This window comes from Actinoallomurus sp. NPDC050550 (assembly GCF_040655075.1).
GTDB lineage: Bacteria > Actinomycetota > Actinomycetes > Streptosporangiales > Streptosporangiaceae > Actinoallomurus.
In genome coordinates, this window is sequence record NZ_JBFAJC010000003.1 from 396,748 (window position 1) to 411,049 (window position 14,302).

The following is a 14,302-nucleotide window of genomic DNA, read 5'->3' on the forward strand; positions in this document are numbered from 1 at the left end:
TTTAGTGCACCGGCAGTGTGGCGGTGGATATAACGGCGCTTCAGCCGATCGTCGAATTGCATTTCTGCATGCCCAAAAACAGTTTGTCCTCTTTCTGGAAAAAGATAGATAATTCGCAGCAGAAGTCTTCCGCTCGGACAGAGAAGTATGTAATTTCCGGGCAGAAGCCAGTTTCCTCAGGGAGGGCGGAGTGAAGCGCGTGGCGCTGAGACCGGAGAACGCTCATCAGGCGCGTCTCCTGCATCTGCTACAGGACGGCCTGCGGAGCCGGGCCGAGCTGGGTGACGTCGTGGAACTGTCGCGATCCAAGCTCGCGGTGGAGATGGGCCGGCTGACCGAGCTCGGGCTGATCGAGGAAGCGGGTCTGGCGGCCTCGCGCGGGGGACGCCGGGCCGGGGTGCTGCGCCTGTCGCAGCGTCTGCGGTTCGCGGCCATCGACATCGGCGCCACGTCCGTGGACGTCGCCATCACCGGAGGCGATCTGGAGATCCTGGCGCACGCGGCGGAGCCGTGCGACGTGCGGGATGGGCCCGATGCGGTGCTGTCGGTGGCACTGGAGGCGCTGGGCAAACTGCGCTCGCGGGGGATCGCGACCGAACTGCACGGGGTCGGGGTGGGAGTGCCGGGCCCGGTCAGCTTCCGCGACGGCTTCCCGGTCGCCCCGCCGATAATGCCGGGCTGGGACCGGTATCCGGTCCGGGACGTGCTCGCCCAGCAACTCGGCTGCCCGGCGCTCATCGACAACGACGTCAACATCATGGCGCTCGGCGAGATGCACGCCGGGGTGGCCAAGACGGTCGACGACTTCCTGCTCGTCAAGATCGGAACGGGCATCGGGTGCGGCATCGTCGTCGATGGCGAGATCTACCGCGGAGTCTCCGGCTGCGCGGGCGACATCGGCCACATCCGGGTGAACGACGACGGCCCGACCTGCTCGTGCGGCAACGCCGGCTGCCTCGAGGCCTACTTCGGTGGCGCGGCGCTCGCCCGCCAGGCCAAGGAGGCGGCCCGCTCGGGAGCCTCCGGCCACCTCGCCGAGCGTCTGGCGCAGGCCGAGCGTCTGGCGCAGGCCGGGCGGCTGACCGCCGAGGACGTCGGCGTGGCCGCCGCGGCGGGTGACGCCGTGGCGATCGCGATCATCCGCGACGGCGGGCGCCGGGTCGGCCAGGTCCTCGCGGGCCTGGTCAGCTTCTTCAACCCCGGTCTGGTGGTGATCGCGGGTGGCCTGGCCGGCCTGGGCCACCTGCTGCTCGCCGAGATCCGCAGTGTGGTCTATCGCCGGTCGCTGCCGCTGGCCACCGGGAATCTGCCGATCACGCTCGCCGAGCTCGGGGACACCTGCGGGGTCGTGGGGGCGGCCAAGTTGATCAGCTCACATGTCTTCTCCCACTGACCCGGAGGCTCCGATGTCGACATCGTCCCCGCTGCTCACCATGCGCGGCATCGTCAAGACGTTCCCCGGGGTCCGGGCGCTCGACGGCGTCGACCTCGAGGTGCTCCCCGGCGAGGTGCACTGCCTGCTCGGTCAGAACGGCGCCGGCAAGTCCACTCTCATCAAGGTGCTGTCCGGTGCGCACCGGCCCGACGAGGGAGAGATCGTCCTTGCCGGGGAGCCGGTGCGGTTCCCCAACCCGACCGCGGCCACACGCCGTGGGATCGCCACCATCTACCAGGAGCTCGACCTGGTGGACGGGCTGAGCGTCGCCGAGAACATCTTCCTCGGCCACGAGCCTGGACGGCGGGAGGCCAGGCGCCGTACGGAAGAGATGCTGGCGAGGCTGGGCCACCCAGAGATCTCGCCGGCCACGCTGGTGGGACGCCTTTCCCCGGCGGCCAAGCAGGTCGTGAGCATCGCGCGGGCCCTGTCGTACGACGCGCGGCTGATCGTCATGGACGAGCCGTCGGCCGCCCTGGCCCACGACGAGGTGGCGAACCTGTTCCGGATCATCGGTGAGCTGACCGCGTCCGGCGTGAGCGTGGTCTTCATTACCCACCGTCTTGACGAGATCCGGCAGATCGGCGATCGCATCACCGTTTTCAAGGACGGCCTTACCGTGGCCAGGGGACTGCCCGCCGACACCGCCACTGCGAAGATCGTCCCGCTGATGACCGGCCGTTCGGTCGACCAGGTCTTCCCGCCGCGGCGAGGTACGCCGGGGAAGGTGGTCCTGCGGGTGGACGGCCTCGCCCTGGCCGGGCACTTCGAGCCGATCTCGTTCGAGGTGCGGGCGGGGGAGATCGTCGGACTGGCCGGGCTGGTCGGCTCCGGCCGCTCGGAGATCCTGGAGACGATCTATGGCGCCCGGCGGCGTACGGCCGGCCGGGTCCTGGTCGACGACGTCAGGCTGGCCCGGGGCGGGACGACCACGGCGGTCGCCGCCGGGATGGGCCTGGCGCCCGAGGAACGCAAGAGCCAGGGCCTGCTGATGCTGGAGAGCGTCGCCCGCAACATCTCGCTGGCCTGCCTGGGGCGCTATTCGCGGTACGGCTGGCACGACCGCCGCCGCGAGCATGCCGAGGCCGCCCGGCAGATCGGCGCCCTGGATCTACGGCCGCCCGATCCGCACCGGCCCATCCGGACTCTGTCGGGCGGAAACCAGCAGAAGGCGATCCTCGGCCGTTGGCTGCTGCGCGGATGCCGGGTGCTGCTGCTGGACGAACCGGCCGCCTGCTCGCTGAGGCAAACCTCTTGCTCCCCGACCCCGCGATGGTCGAGCTGTTCGCGCTGGACTGGCGGCTTTCCGAGATCGTCGAGTACGCGCGCTGGTTCGCCGCTCCGCACACCGGTACCGACGACGACCACACCGCTATGGAAGGGTTGTACGAGGAATTGGCAGGGGGCGCGGAATAGGTGGTCGATCGGCCGCCGTCGGCACTGCGCCCCGGTGCCGTGGTCGTCACCGACAACGTCGCGCGGTGACTACGCCGATTACACGGCCTGGATCCGCAATTCCGACAACGGCTTCGTGTCACTCAGGGTGCCGTTCCGCACCGGCACCGAGGTCTCCGTCAGGACCGCTTGACAGCCGCGGCCCGGTCGCGACGACGATACCCATCGGCCGCACGGGATACGCAGCGGACAGTGAGTTCGGCAGTCATTGACAGATTCCTATGAGTTTGTTATTGGCATTGGCCCATTTTGGCATGTCGCGGTTGTAATCACTGGAATCCGCATTTTCGCTGGCATGTTCTCGGTCCACATCATCGGCTACTGCGTGACTGGCGTCAGCGAGATCCTGGATCACCGATCTGACGTTAGGGTCGGTAGCCTTCTGCGCCGCCGCACCCATGTCATCGCCCAACTGTCGGTAGCCCGGAGCGACATTAGAATCAGTCCTGCTGTTGACCGACTGATTGTGACGGTCCCAAGCGGTCCTGACTTCTGCGCATCCGGCCGGCATCCCCGACGCCTCGATGTGGTGGACGAATTTAGGCACGAAGATGATCCCGAGAATAATGAGCGCGATGACACCCAAGGTGCTGCGGAGGGGGTCGGGATTTTTCCTCGGGGACGCCTTTTTCGGCGCCGGGCTCGGCCAGGCTGGGGACTTGCCGTCGACGGGACTGGTCTCGGAGGCGCTGGGCGGTGCCTTGGTCGCGGTGGATGCGGTGAGTCGCTTCGTCGAGAGCTTGGTGGTGGACTCGCCGGCGTGGGGGGTGTCGAGGAGCCGACGGGCCTCGGCGATGTCGGGGCGCGCGTGGGGATCCTTGTCCAGCAGTCGTGTGATGAGTGTGGTGAGCGGCCCGGCGTGGGCGGGGGGCGGGGGGTCACGCAGGAGGACGGCGGTGATGGTGGCGGTGGGGGTGTCACGGCGGAACGCGGAGGCGCCCTCCACGGCGTGGTAGAGCGTGGCGCCGAGGGAGAACAGGTCGCCGGCGGGGCCCGCGGCCTTGCCGTCGAGGCGTTCGGGCGCGATGTACTCCACGGAGCCCACGATGGTGCCGGAGGCGGTCAGCCCGGTGTCGGCGTGGTGCTCGGCGATGCCGAAGTCGGCGAGCAGCACACGGCCGTCGTCGGCGAGCAGGACGTTGGCGGGCTTGACGTCGCGGTGGGTGATCCCGGCGTCGTGGGCGGCGGCCAAGGCGTCCAGCAACGCGGCGGTGATCCCCGCGGTGTCGTCGGCGGGCAGCCGTCCCTGCTCGGCGATGCGCTGTTCCAGTGAGTGGCCGCGCACCAGGTCCATGACGATCCAGGGGGCGTCGTCGACGGTAAGGGCGTCGTGCACGGCGACGATGTTGGGGTGGCCGCGCAGCTTCGCGGCGTTGCGGGCCTCACGTTTGGCGCGGGCCAGCCGCTCCCCGTGCTCGGTGGTGGACGTGGCCGGCGGCAGCCACACCTCCTTGACGGCGACATCGACGCGCAGTTCCTCGTCGCGCGCCTGCCATACCCGGCCGAACCCTCCAGCGCCTATCTCCCGGACCAGCCGGTACCGGCCGCCCAGAAGATGACCAGCATCCACCGTCCGCGTCCCTTTCGTCAGAAGAACATTCGTGTACGCGTAACCGGATCCTTTCAGGAAGCGGCCTTTCCGTGAAGTAACTTGGTCCCATGGAGATCACGGAACCCCGCCCGGTGGGCGGGGTCGCCAGCTTCACTTCGGCGGCCTGTCGGCAACGAGGCTGGACGCGGATTCTTCTAGGGCTCCGTCAGAAGCTCGACCAGTGTGCCCAGGGCGGCGTCGCGTAGCGGCGTGTCTCTGATCTCCATGGCGATGTAATACGCGATGGTGGAGTCTGACTTGGCGAGGGCGGCGACGATCGCCCCACGCGTACGATCGGCCTGTGGTCCCAGGCTCTGCAGTTCTTGGTCGGCCTGTCTGCGGAGGGCGGCGGCGCGTGCCGGGTCCCGGGCGCTGAAGGCCGCGCTGAGCCTGGTGAGCGCGACGACCCGGTCCTGAGGCCGGGCGTCGATCCGCCGCACGATCTGCTCGGCCGTGTCCGGAAGCCGCTCGACGAGCGCGATGGCGATCCTGGCCAGCGTGTCGGCCCGCAACGTTGAGCCGGCCAGGCCCCGGGCGGCACGCTCGGCGCCTGCCGGATCGGCCACGGCGGCGGCCACGGCGATCTCCGCGTGCTCCTTGTCCCGCCGGAGCGCGACGGTCGCTCCCGGGATCTGGTTGGCTAGATAGATCGCACGGTCGATGTCGTACGGCGCCAGCGCGACCGTGATCTCCCGCAGCAGGTCAGCCCGAGTACCCGTGTCGACGGACCCGGCCTCCTCGGCCGCCGTGAGCAGCCACGTCATCGCATCTTCGGTGCCGGCGGCGGCCCGCGCGGCCTGCAGCATCACCCGACACCGGGCATCCGGGCCGACCGCGTGCCTCAGCGCGACGTCCGGATCGATCGGCGGCGCCACCCGGGTGGGGCCGGGATCCTCGACGGTTGCCGCCGGCCGCCCGACGATGGCCGCCTCGGCCACTCGACGCAACGCCCGCGCCCGCAACGCCGGGTCGGCTATGTCTTGTGCGGCACGCTCGGCCTCGGCTTTCGTGGCCGTGCGGGATGCGGGTGACGAGGTCGGTACCGAAGATCGCGGCACCTGTGCCGCCGTCACTGCGGGACCGCCGACCGCCGGACCCCTGAGTACCGCCATCCCGGCCTCGTCACGCGGCGGACCGTCCACACGCACAGGCGTCCTGGACTGCCTGTCAAGGGCCGCCTGGATCGCCCGTGCGTCGGCCGGCCGGGCCGCAGGGTCCTTGGCGAGCAGCGCCACGCCCAGAGCGTCGATGTTCCCGGAGATCTCCGGGCGTCTGGAGCTCAGCAGCGGTGGCTCGGCGGTCAGGTGCTGCGTCATGAGCGCGTAGAGGCTGGTGGCGGGGTAGGGCGGCTCACCGGTGAGCAGTGAGTAGAGCACGCAGCCCAGCGAGTACAGATCGGTCCGGTGGTCGACGCGTTGGCCCCGCCACTGCTCGGGCGACATGTAGAGCGGAGTGCCCATCAGCACACCCGTGCGCGTCACCCCTTCGGAACCGGCCTGCCAGGCGATGCCGAAGTCGCAGATCTTGATCCGGTTCCGCTGGACGAGCATCACGTTCGCGGGCTTCAGATCCCGGTGGACGACGCCGCCCTCGTGGGCAGCCGCGAGCGCATCGGCGATCTGAGCGGCGAGGTCGAGCGCCGACTGCACCGGCAGCCCGGACGGGCTCCGTTCCAGGACCCCTTGCAGATCCTCTCCCTGCAGCAACTGCATGACGATGTAGAGCCAGCCGCCGTGCTCGCCCGCGTCGAACACCGCGGTGATCCCTGGATGGTCGAGGATGGCCGCCGCCTTCGCCTCGCGCTGCAGCCGTACCTCCTGCTCCCGGCCGGCCCGCAGCTCGGACGCGACCAGCTTGACCGCGACCTCTCGCTCCAGCCGCAGGTCGGTGCACCGCCAGACCTGGCCCATCGCCCCTTGCCCGAGCACCCTTTCGAGTCTGTAACGCTCGGCCAGCAACAGCCCAGGCACCAGCGGCTCCGACATGGCGGTCCACTATATTCGCCTCGGGTTTCCGAGCGGTACAGGTCACACGATCGTTGGCGCCGTCTCCTCGAACGCTTCGGTCAGGTCCGCGAGGATCTCGGAGATGATCGCTGGGTCCAGGGGGTCGCCGGGCCGGTCGTCGAGCCGGACGCGCGGGATCTTCTGCTCGGGGTCGTCGATGCCGGCCCCGGCCACGATGCCCGGATCGAGACCGACCACCAGGTGACGGCCGGCGGCCATCTCCCGAGAGATCCAGCGCGTGACGTCGCGGTCCTGCGGCTCTCCCCGTTCCCAGCCGCGCCGGATCAGCCGGAGCACGCCGCGGATCGGCATCGTGCGTCCCTCGAAGCGTTCCAGCCGGCCGCTCGACCGCTCGTCCTCGGTCAGGGTGTGCACGGTCCGGTCGAGCTGTCGGAAGGGCTGCAGGATCTCGTAGTCGGCGAAGAGCTCGGACCAGGTCGGCAGGTCGCGGTCGAGGTCGACCGGGTGCGCGATGTGGATCGTGGCCGGTCCGGGCAGGTCCAGCGCGCCGTCGGCGATGTCGGTGAGGGTGCGATCCTCGGCGATCCGGAACGCCGTCGTCCGGTCGCCGTCCTCGGCGATCCATACCAGCCTGCGCGTGATGTGCCAGGTCAGTGGGTGTGCGACGAACAGGTCCCGGAATTCGGTGAGCGTCCAGCGGCGCCGGGTCACCATGGCGGTCTCGAGCCGGCGGACCTGGTCGCCGGCGACCGTGCGGACGTCCTTCCTGAGCCCGGCGAACCTTCGGTACGCCGCCTCAGCGCGCTCGGGGTCGTCCTTGGCTCCGGGTTTTGGCAGTGTCTTGCGCCGTTTGCCGTGCTCGTCGGTGACGTACGGGCGGAGCTGTTCGTCGAAACCGGCGACGAACCGCCGGGGCCCGTAGTCGAGGATGAGGGTCCCGTCGGGGTCGAGCCCGAAGTCCGGCACCAGCCGGTCGGCGAGCCGCTCGGGCGTCAACCCCAGCCGTGCGGCGACCTCATCGATCCGTTCCCGGGCCCGCGCCTTGAGCGCCGGGAACCGCACCTTCTGCGCGATTCCGTTCAGGTGCATCAGCGCGACGTCGGTGCCGATCTCGCCGAGCACGTCCAGGCCCTTGACCGCCTTGGCATTCCCGCCCTCGCCCGGCCAGGCGCGGATCACCGGTGCGAGCCGCCGCACCGTCTCGTCGTCGCCGAGCCAGCCGAGCTGGGTCAGCGTCCAGCCGTCCCGGGCCGGCGCGCCGGCCGCCTGCCAGCTACGGAACAGCGCCCAGGAGAACTCCGCCAGGGAGGCCGGGTCGCAGGCCTCGCGGACCGGCCCGATCCCCGGGTACATCGCGCCGGGCCTCGATATCGCGAGCATGGTCAGGAGGTGGGCGGTCGCCTCGCGCGGCAGCGCCCGCGTGCGGTCGCGCAGCCGGACCTGCGGGAGCAACTCGGACCCGGCCCACCGCCCGATCGTCGGCATCCGGTCCGGGAGGAGCTCCATCGGATCGACCGCCAGGAACCGCTCGATCGCGCGCGCGGCCTCCTCCCCGGACACACGCGCGGCCCCCACGATCGCATCGGCGCCGTGCTCGGACGCGAGGTGACGAAGGGCGCCCTCGGCGTCCTTCCGCCGCGCTCCGGGCTCGCCGAGCGCGGCCGGCACGAGGTAGGGCACGGCGTCCGTGCCGTGCCGCCCGAACCAGTTGACGGCGGCCTCGCGCACCGACGTCAGCCGGGCCAGCCAGCCGGCCGCCAGCAGCGCGGCCTCGGTGTCCAGGAACGGCAGGAGAACGGCCGCGGCGCCGGACGGGTTCGACCGGGCGGCGTACAGCGCGAGGGGGAGGGCGACGAGCTCGAACCGCGCCACGATGGCCGACATCCACGTCGCCGCCCCCGCGAGCTGCCCGGGTCGCCAGCTCCCGACCAGCGGTCGCAGCAACTCCTCGGGGCCCCATACGAAGAGCGCGGGGTTGCAGTCGGTCGTCCTTCCGGCCCGGTACTCCTCGATGGCCTTGATCGCGATTTCGCGACGCTGGTACCCGTAGGTGCCCAACGTGGCCCCCGCCCACCGCTCCCGCTCGCCGTCGGCCCAGGTCACCGCCTGTCGGGCGGGCGGGGTCAGCCCGGCCAGGACGGTGGGCTCCGGCGGCGTGCGCCTCCGGGTCCATGGTGGTGTGACCAGCACCGGCGGGAGGGCGTCGGCCGGCGCGTCCGGCGCCCGCGTGTTCGCCGCTGTGAGCGACTCGATGACGGTACGGACGTCGGGCGGTAGATCCGGCAGCACCGCCGCCGTACGCGCCGGAGCGGCCAGCAGATGCCCGGCCAGCAGCTCGCGGGCGAGCCCGGCCGTCCGTGATGATCCGCGGGTCGCGGGGGCGAGCAGCCGCATCGCGCGGATCGGGAAGCGTTTCATCGCGCCGAGCAGCGCGGGCTGGACATACTTGCGGCCGACGCGGTCCACCAGGGCCTGGAACGCCTCGTCCGACGGCAGCAGGGCGAGCGCGCCGAGCATCGTGCGGGTTTCGGGCACGGAGAGCTCCTGGTCCAGGGCATCGATCAGCAGCGGCGCCATCGCCGGACCGAGCCCGTCGGCCATGGTGGCGACGACGCCCGTGGGAAAGTCCCACCACCGTGGCGGCACCCGGTCGCCGAGCGCGGCGAGCTGGTCTGCCGAGCTCAGGGCGAGCAGCAGCATCCATCGAATCGGATCGTCCGGAGGGGCGGCGCAGCACTCGTCCACCCAGTCGCGCCGGTCCGGCACAAGGTAGGAGACGACGGCCCGCTGCGCGGGGTCGCGCCGGCAGCCCGCGAGCCGCTCGACGGCCTCGGCGTAAACCTCGTCGTCGGCGGCGGCCAGCCGGGTGCGGAGCCGGCGCGACGCGTACTCGTCCCTCCACCAGGCGCGCGTGTGCCGGCCGTAACGTGAGGCGGCGACCACCCGGGCCTCCCCGGTGCCGGGGGCCCAGTCGACGGCGGCGGAACCGAACTCGGCGTACGCGCAGGCGGCGAACGGCAGGCCATGGTCGGCGACCCAGGCGTCGGCGAAGGGCCAGGCGACCCCCCCAACGGACCGGTGCACATTGATCGACGCGACCGCCGCCGCGCCCAGCGGGTTCGGGGCGCCGTGAAGGTGGGCGAGCCCTCGATCAGCGAGCTCGGGATCGGACCCCGGGGCGCGGAGCACCTGCTCGATCTCGGTACGGGCCTCCGGCGAGAGGAGCGTGCGTGGCGCGCGCTCGTCCACCGCGGCGACCGGCGCATCGCGCCGCCGCGGATGCCGGCGCTCTCTCCACGCGGCAGGAAGGGACAGGGCGTCTTCGTCAGGCCGTCGGAAGGTGGCGGTGGATCGGACGTTCATGCCGGCACACCGTAGGGCAGCAGCCCGACAAACCGCTGCACACCTCTGGAAATCGCAGGCAACATCGAAGCCAAGCTGGACGAGGGAGTGCTCACCCGCGCCGGTCGGATCAGGCGACTCAGGGCGGTGGCATCTCCGCCGGCTTGGCGTTGCGCATGCGTTCCGGCGTCCAGTACTGGGTCGTCGGAGACGGCTGGACCTGGCTGCCCGTGGAGCCGGTGTCCGGCGGAGGTGACGACGTGGTCGACGCGGCCGCGTAACGGATCACCGCGATCCCGGCGACCACCGCCGACGCGATGGCGATCATCGCCAGTCTGCGCACTCTGGAACGTCTCACCCTGTGCACTCCTGATCCAGGCCGATGGCCCCGCGTACCAGTCTAGGCGTCAGCGGGGCCACCGGGCGTCGATCTGTCAGGTCACCTGTCAGGTCACGCCGCCCTGGGCGTCGAACATGGCCTTCACCGCGTCATCGAAGTAGGACGCCCGGTTCCAGCCCGTGCTGTCGAGTGTGCTCATCACGCCGTCGACCTGTCCGAGCCCTGTGCTGTCGTTGAAGTTCATCAGCCAGCCGCTGCCGCTGGAGCCGCCGTTGAAGTTGCACTGGAGCTTGATGGTGCCTCCGCCGCCGTCACTGGTCGTGCCCTGGCACCACTGCTGGATCTCGCCGTTGTTCGCGTTGGCGGGGTAGCCGAGGATCGTGATGGCGACGGAATTCCCCCAGTTCCAGTTGAGGCCGTGGCCACCGACGACATTGACGAGCTTGTTGCCGTTGAGCGGCCAGGTCGTCACCATGCCGACGTCGCGGCTCAGGTCGCTGCTGCTGATCCAGGAGTTGAAGGTGCGGAACTGCTTGGCCGCGAAGGTTCCGAACGGCCGCGCTCCGCTGCGGTAGCGCGGCACGAACGTCCAGTTCTGCATCCAGTTCCCGCCCGCGCCCTCATGGACGCAGTGGCCGGCGGTGATGACGAGTTGCTTGGAATCGCTGTTCAGCGCGCTCGCGGAGCAGACCCAGTCGCCGCCGCTCGGCTTGTGGAAGAAGACCTTGCCGGCCACTGCCGACTCGGTGATCATCGGCGAGACGGAGCCGGAGGCGACGGGCTTGGCCGGCGGAGTGGAGCCCCGCGGGCCGCTCGGTCGAGCGGGCGTTGCCTTGGTCTGCAGGCCCGGAGTCTGTTCCGGAACCGGGGTGGCGTGACGCATCCGCTCCGGGGTCCAGTAGTCGGCCACTTTCTTGAGGGCGGCCGCCGAGTCGACGGCCTGGCCGTCGCTGAGGCGCGCGGTCGAGCTCGTCGTCCCGGCGGGGTTCGGGGCGGCGTGCGCGGTCGCGCCCGCTCCCGCGAATCCGATCATGAGGGCCAGCGCGGCCCCCGCCGACAGCACCCATCGGCGTACGTACGACATTCGGTCTCCCATTACTCATCGCGTCGCCCGGCCTCAACAGATTTCTTGACGCGGGCCGACAGCCAGCAATGAGAGCCGATATCCGGTGATTTACCTATACCTGCCGAGTGTCCGCAAGCGGTCAGCTCGCGGCATCCGAGGCAGGACCGTCCACAATTCATTCGCGGTTCATCGGCGGGTCGCTGCCGAAGAGCCCCTCGGCGGCCCGGTGCCCTCCGGAGAGGGAAAGACCGTTGAGGTCGGAAAAGGCGCAATGTCCGGGACGGGGACGGTCAGTCGGCGAGGTCGGCGGCTTGCCGGCGCAGGGCGCGTGCCAGCGCCTGCCGGGGTGTCCCGAGGGGACCCGGCATGCGCACCAGGCTGACGCGTCGTACCTCCTCCGCGACGCCTTCGACGGGCACGATGCGTACGCCGGGCGGGACGGCGGGCAGCAGCGTCGGCGTGGCCGTGGTGATGCCGGCGCCGGCCGCGACCAGGTGGAGCTTGGTCAGCCAGTCGCGGGCAGTGTGGTGGACCGTGGGCCGCCCGGGCAGACCGGGCCAGACACCGAGCAGCGGCTCGTCTGCGGTGCCGGGGCTGGCGATCCATGGTGCGCCCGCGATCTCCTCGACGCTGACGCTGCCCCGTTCGGCGAACGGGCCGCCGGCCGGCACCGCCACGGCCAGGTGCGTTTCCAATAGCGGCTCGACACTCAGGGGCGGATCGTCCGTGTCGGGCGAGCGGTGCGGTGGCCGGGAGGAGAGGAGCGCGAGATCCAGGGTGCCGGCGCGCAGCGCACGCACCAGTGAGGGAGTGGTCCCCTCACGCGTCGTCACCTGCAGGTGCGGGTGGTCCTGGCGCAGCATCGCCAGGGCACGGGGCACGACCACCGCTCCGGCAGTGGGGAAGAAGCCGAGCCGGACACGGCCCCTCTCGACCTCCTCCGCGCCGCGCAACTCCCAGTCGGCAGCCTCCAGGGCGTCCAGGGCGACGACGGCGTGCCGCAGCAGGGCACGGCCTGAGCCGGTCAGCCGGACACCGCCGGGGTAGCGGTCGAAGAGCCGGGCGCCAGTCGCCTGTTCCAGCGAGGCCATCTGCCGGGAGACGGCCGACTGCGTGTACCCGAGCGCGTCTGCGGCGGCCGTGAAGGTGCCCCGCTCCGCCACTTCGCGCAGCACCCGCAGCCCGACCAGCGTCATCTCCATGAGCTCCCCATGAGTAATCGGCATGTCCATTATGCCGAACATTCGCTGGTGGAATGCCCTCCGCGTTCCTAGCGTGGAGGGCATGCGCCGGGCGGGCTACACGGCGGCTCTGCCCGACGGGCGGTTCATCGGCCCGTTCAACAGAAAAGAAAGAAAAGGAAGGCAAGAGATCATGCCTCTGATCAACATCTACCTGCGCCAGGGGACCACCCCCGAGTACCGCCGGAATGTGTCCCTGGGCATCCACAAGGCCATGGTCGACGTGCTGAAGATCCCTCAGGACGACCAGTTCCACGTCTTCCACGAGGTCTCGCCCGACAACTTCCAGATGCAGCCGGTCGTGTTCGGCCTGCGTCGCGGCGAGCGCGCCATGTTCATCCAATTGTCCGTCAACCACCGCACCGCCGAGCAGAAGGCCGAACTGTTCCAGGCGATCGTCAACAACCTTCGGCTGTTCGCCGACGTCCCCGAAGAGGACATCCTGATGACGATCACCGAAACAGCCAGCGAGAACTGGTGGGCCGCCGGCCGCGTCGTCAACCCCACCACCGGCTACGACGAGCGCATGAACGACGCCCTCACCGGCGCCGAGGCCACGAGCTGAGGCCGGCGCCGACCGCCCCGCCCACGTCCTATTGGACGGATCGGCCCCACTCTGGCCCCACCACGGCCTCACCCTGGCCCCACCACGAACACCACAGCTCCGCCCGGGCAGGCGAAGCCGCAGGTCAGGACTGGTGGCGCCTGGGACTCGAACGCAGAGCCGATGGATTGAAACCGGGTGCCCGGCTGCTCGAGCTCAGGCGGTGGGGGTGGTCACGGTGGTGTCGGCGTCGAGTTCGCTGCCGGTCGGCTTGGCGTCGTCGCTGTGCGCGACGACGAAGTCCTCGCCCAGAACGTCCTTGGCCACCCGCAGATGATCCAGCTCGATCTCTCCGCACTCGGCGACATGGCCATCGATGGCCTTCATTATGCGCTCTACCGTGCCGTGGTCGTGGCCCAAGCGCTGCTCTGCGTAGACGGCGACGCCCAGCTTGAGCAGCAGCTTCTGCGCGCGCCGGTGCTCGTTCCACTCCTCGACGGCGTCGACGCTGGAATCGAAGCCCTTTTCGGTGATCTCGAATGCCTTGGTAATGAAGCTCATATCGCACCTTCTCTACGCGTGTTGTCCGTACCGCCGGACAGATGATCAGATATGCGCAGGTGAGATCATAGAGCTCCCGAGCCACCGCTCGATGCCTGACGGGGCGGAGCGGACTGGCGTGGTTCAGCGCCCGGTGCGGGCGGTGGCTGTTGAAGCGGGACTCATACACGGCGCGGACCTGCGCAGGTGGCGGACGTGCGGGTCATGCTCGGGGCTTGACATGTGGGGTGGTGGCGCTCGTACGGAGTCGGAGTCCCCGAAGGCGTCCCTGATCCTGGGTTCGTCCTGGGAGGAGTCGGCGACCTCGATCAGCACCGCGCCGCCTCAAGGGAACGTGGCGGATCGCGGGAACCGCGGAGCTCGACGCCTGGCTCGGACTGGCGGCCACGTATGTCCGGCAGCACGCGCTGGACATCCTCAAAGACGCCGCCGACAGTGCCCAGCGTTCCATCGCCAACGCGCAGGCGGCCGTCACGGCGGCTCAGACCCATCTGACCGACCTCGACCGGCAATTGGCCGACATGTGTCACACCGTCCAGGCCGAACGCGACCAGGACCAGCAGAGACTGGCCACCGCACAGGCGACACTGGCGACCGCACAGGCCAACCGCGCCGGCCTGGACGGCCAGATCGCGCAGGCGCGGGCCACGGTGCAGGCGGAGCGTGCCACCGCACAGGCGACACTGGCGACCGCACAGGCCAACCGCGCCGGCCTGGACGGCCAGATCGCGCAGGCGCGGGCCACGGTGCAGGCGGAGCG

At 70.3% G+C, this 14,302-nt stretch carries 11 protein-coding genes; 4 read left to right on the forward strand and 7 right to left on the reverse strand.

The window, feature by feature from the left end:
* Positions 1 to 199: 199 nt before the first annotated feature.
* Together AB0I04_RS06270 and AB0I04_RS06275 are read left to right on the forward strand one after the other, a co-directional pair.
* Positions 200 to 1,393: an ROK family protein gene (locus AB0I04_RS06270; protein ID WP_360879862.1), complete on the forward strand. Its 1,194-nt coding sequence runs from the start codon at positions 200 to 202 to the stop codon at positions 1,391 to 1,393.
* A 13-nt stretch (positions 1,394 to 1,406) separates the two neighbouring features.
* Complete coding sequence (locus tag AB0I04_RS06275; protein ID WP_360879865.1) at positions 1,407 to 3,023, forward strand: sugar ABC transporter ATP-binding protein; 1,617 nt, start codon at positions 1,407 to 1,409, stop codon at positions 3,021 to 3,023.
* 72 nt (positions 3,024 to 3,095) lie between these two features.
* Here AB0I04_RS06275 and AB0I04_RS06280 read toward each other — a convergent pair whose 3' ends face one another.
* The 6 genes from AB0I04_RS06280 to AB0I04_RS06305 form a co-directional block, all read right to left on the reverse strand.
* A complete protein-coding gene (locus AB0I04_RS06280) occupies positions 3,096 to 4,460 on the reverse strand; it encodes a serine/threonine-protein kinase (RefSeq protein ID WP_360879868.1) in 1,365 nt (454 codons plus the stop codon).
* Positions 4,461 to 4,636: 176 nt separating this feature from the next.
* Positions 4,637 to 6,466, reverse strand: coding sequence for a protein kinase (locus AB0I04_RS06285; protein ID WP_360879872.1), 1,830 nt, complete (start codon positions 6,464 to 6,466; stop codon positions 4,637 to 4,639).
* Between the two features lie 42 nt (positions 6,467 to 6,508).
* A complete protein-coding gene (locus tag AB0I04_RS06290) occupies positions 6,509 to 9,811 on the reverse strand; it encodes a DUF4132 domain-containing protein (RefSeq protein ID WP_360879875.1) in 3,303 nt (1,100 codons plus the stop codon).
* A gap of 118 nt (positions 9,812 to 9,929) precedes the next feature.
* On the reverse strand, positions 9,930 to 10,148 hold the full coding sequence (locus AB0I04_RS06295) for a hypothetical protein (RefSeq protein ID WP_360879878.1): 219 nt from the start codon (positions 10,146 to 10,148) through the stop codon (positions 9,930 to 9,932).
* 88 nt (positions 10,149 to 10,236) lie between these two features.
* Positions 10,237 to 11,214 (reverse strand): hypothetical protein, encoded by a 978-nt coding sequence (locus AB0I04_RS06300; RefSeq protein WP_360879880.1) that lies wholly within the window; start codon positions 11,212 to 11,214, stop codon positions 10,237 to 10,239.
* 272 nt (positions 11,215 to 11,486) lie between these two features.
* Positions 11,487 to 12,422 carry a LysR family transcriptional regulator gene (locus AB0I04_RS06305; RefSeq protein ID WP_360879883.1) on the reverse strand — a complete coding sequence of 312 codons (936 nt, stop codon included), beginning with the start codon at positions 12,420 to 12,422 and terminating at the stop codon, positions 11,487 to 11,489.
* A 148-nt stretch (positions 12,423 to 12,570) separates the two neighbouring features.
* Here AB0I04_RS06305 and AB0I04_RS06310 point away from each other — a divergent pair, with 148 nt between their 5' ends.
* Positions 12,571 to 13,002, forward strand: coding sequence for a tautomerase family protein (locus AB0I04_RS06310; protein ID WP_360879886.1), 432 nt, complete (start codon positions 12,571 to 12,573; stop codon positions 13,000 to 13,002).
* 195 nt (positions 13,003 to 13,197) lie between these two features.
* Here the strand turns inward: AB0I04_RS06310 and AB0I04_RS06315 are convergent, their stop codons facing one another.
* A complete protein-coding gene (locus tag AB0I04_RS06315; RefSeq protein WP_360879889.1) occupies positions 13,198 to 13,542 on the reverse strand; it encodes a hypothetical protein in 345 nt (114 codons plus the stop codon).
* Positions 13,543 to 14,063: 521 nt separating this feature from the next.
* On the opposite strand from AB0I04_RS06315, the gene AB0I04_RS06320 reads away from it, so the two are divergent.
* On the forward strand, positions 14,064 to 14,302 hold a 239-nt coding region (locus tag AB0I04_RS06320; protein WP_360879892.1), incomplete at its 3' end, for a hypothetical protein.

Excerpts from the sequence above, each read along its gene's own strand:
- AB0I04_RS06285 (WP_360879872.1), bottom strand. The coding sequence starts at position 6,466 with ATGTCGGAGCCGCTGGTGCCTGGGCTGTTGCTGGCCGAGCGTTACAGA.
- AB0I04_RS06315 (WP_360879889.1), bottom strand. The coding sequence starts at position 13,542 with ATGAGCTTCATTACCAAGGCATTCGAGATCACCGAAAAGGGCTTCGAT.
- AB0I04_RS06275 (WP_360879865.1), top strand. The coding sequence starts at position 1,407 with ATGTCGACATCGTCCCCGCTGCTCACCATGCGCGGCATCGTCAAGACG.
- AB0I04_RS06305 (WP_360879883.1), bottom strand. The coding sequence starts at position 12,422 with ATGCCGATTACTCATGGGGAGCTCATGGAGATGACGCTGGTCGGGCTG.
- AB0I04_RS06300 (WP_360879880.1), bottom strand. The coding sequence starts at position 11,214 with ATGTCGTACGTACGCCGATGGGTGCTGTCGGCGGGGGCCGCGCTGGCC.
- AB0I04_RS06290 (WP_360879875.1), bottom strand. The coding sequence starts at position 9,811 with ATGAACGTCCGATCCACCGCCACCTTCCGACGGCCTGACGAAGACGCC.
- AB0I04_RS06310 (WP_360879886.1), top strand. The coding sequence starts at position 12,571 with ATGCCTCTGATCAACATCTACCTGCGCCAGGGGACCACCCCCGAGTAC.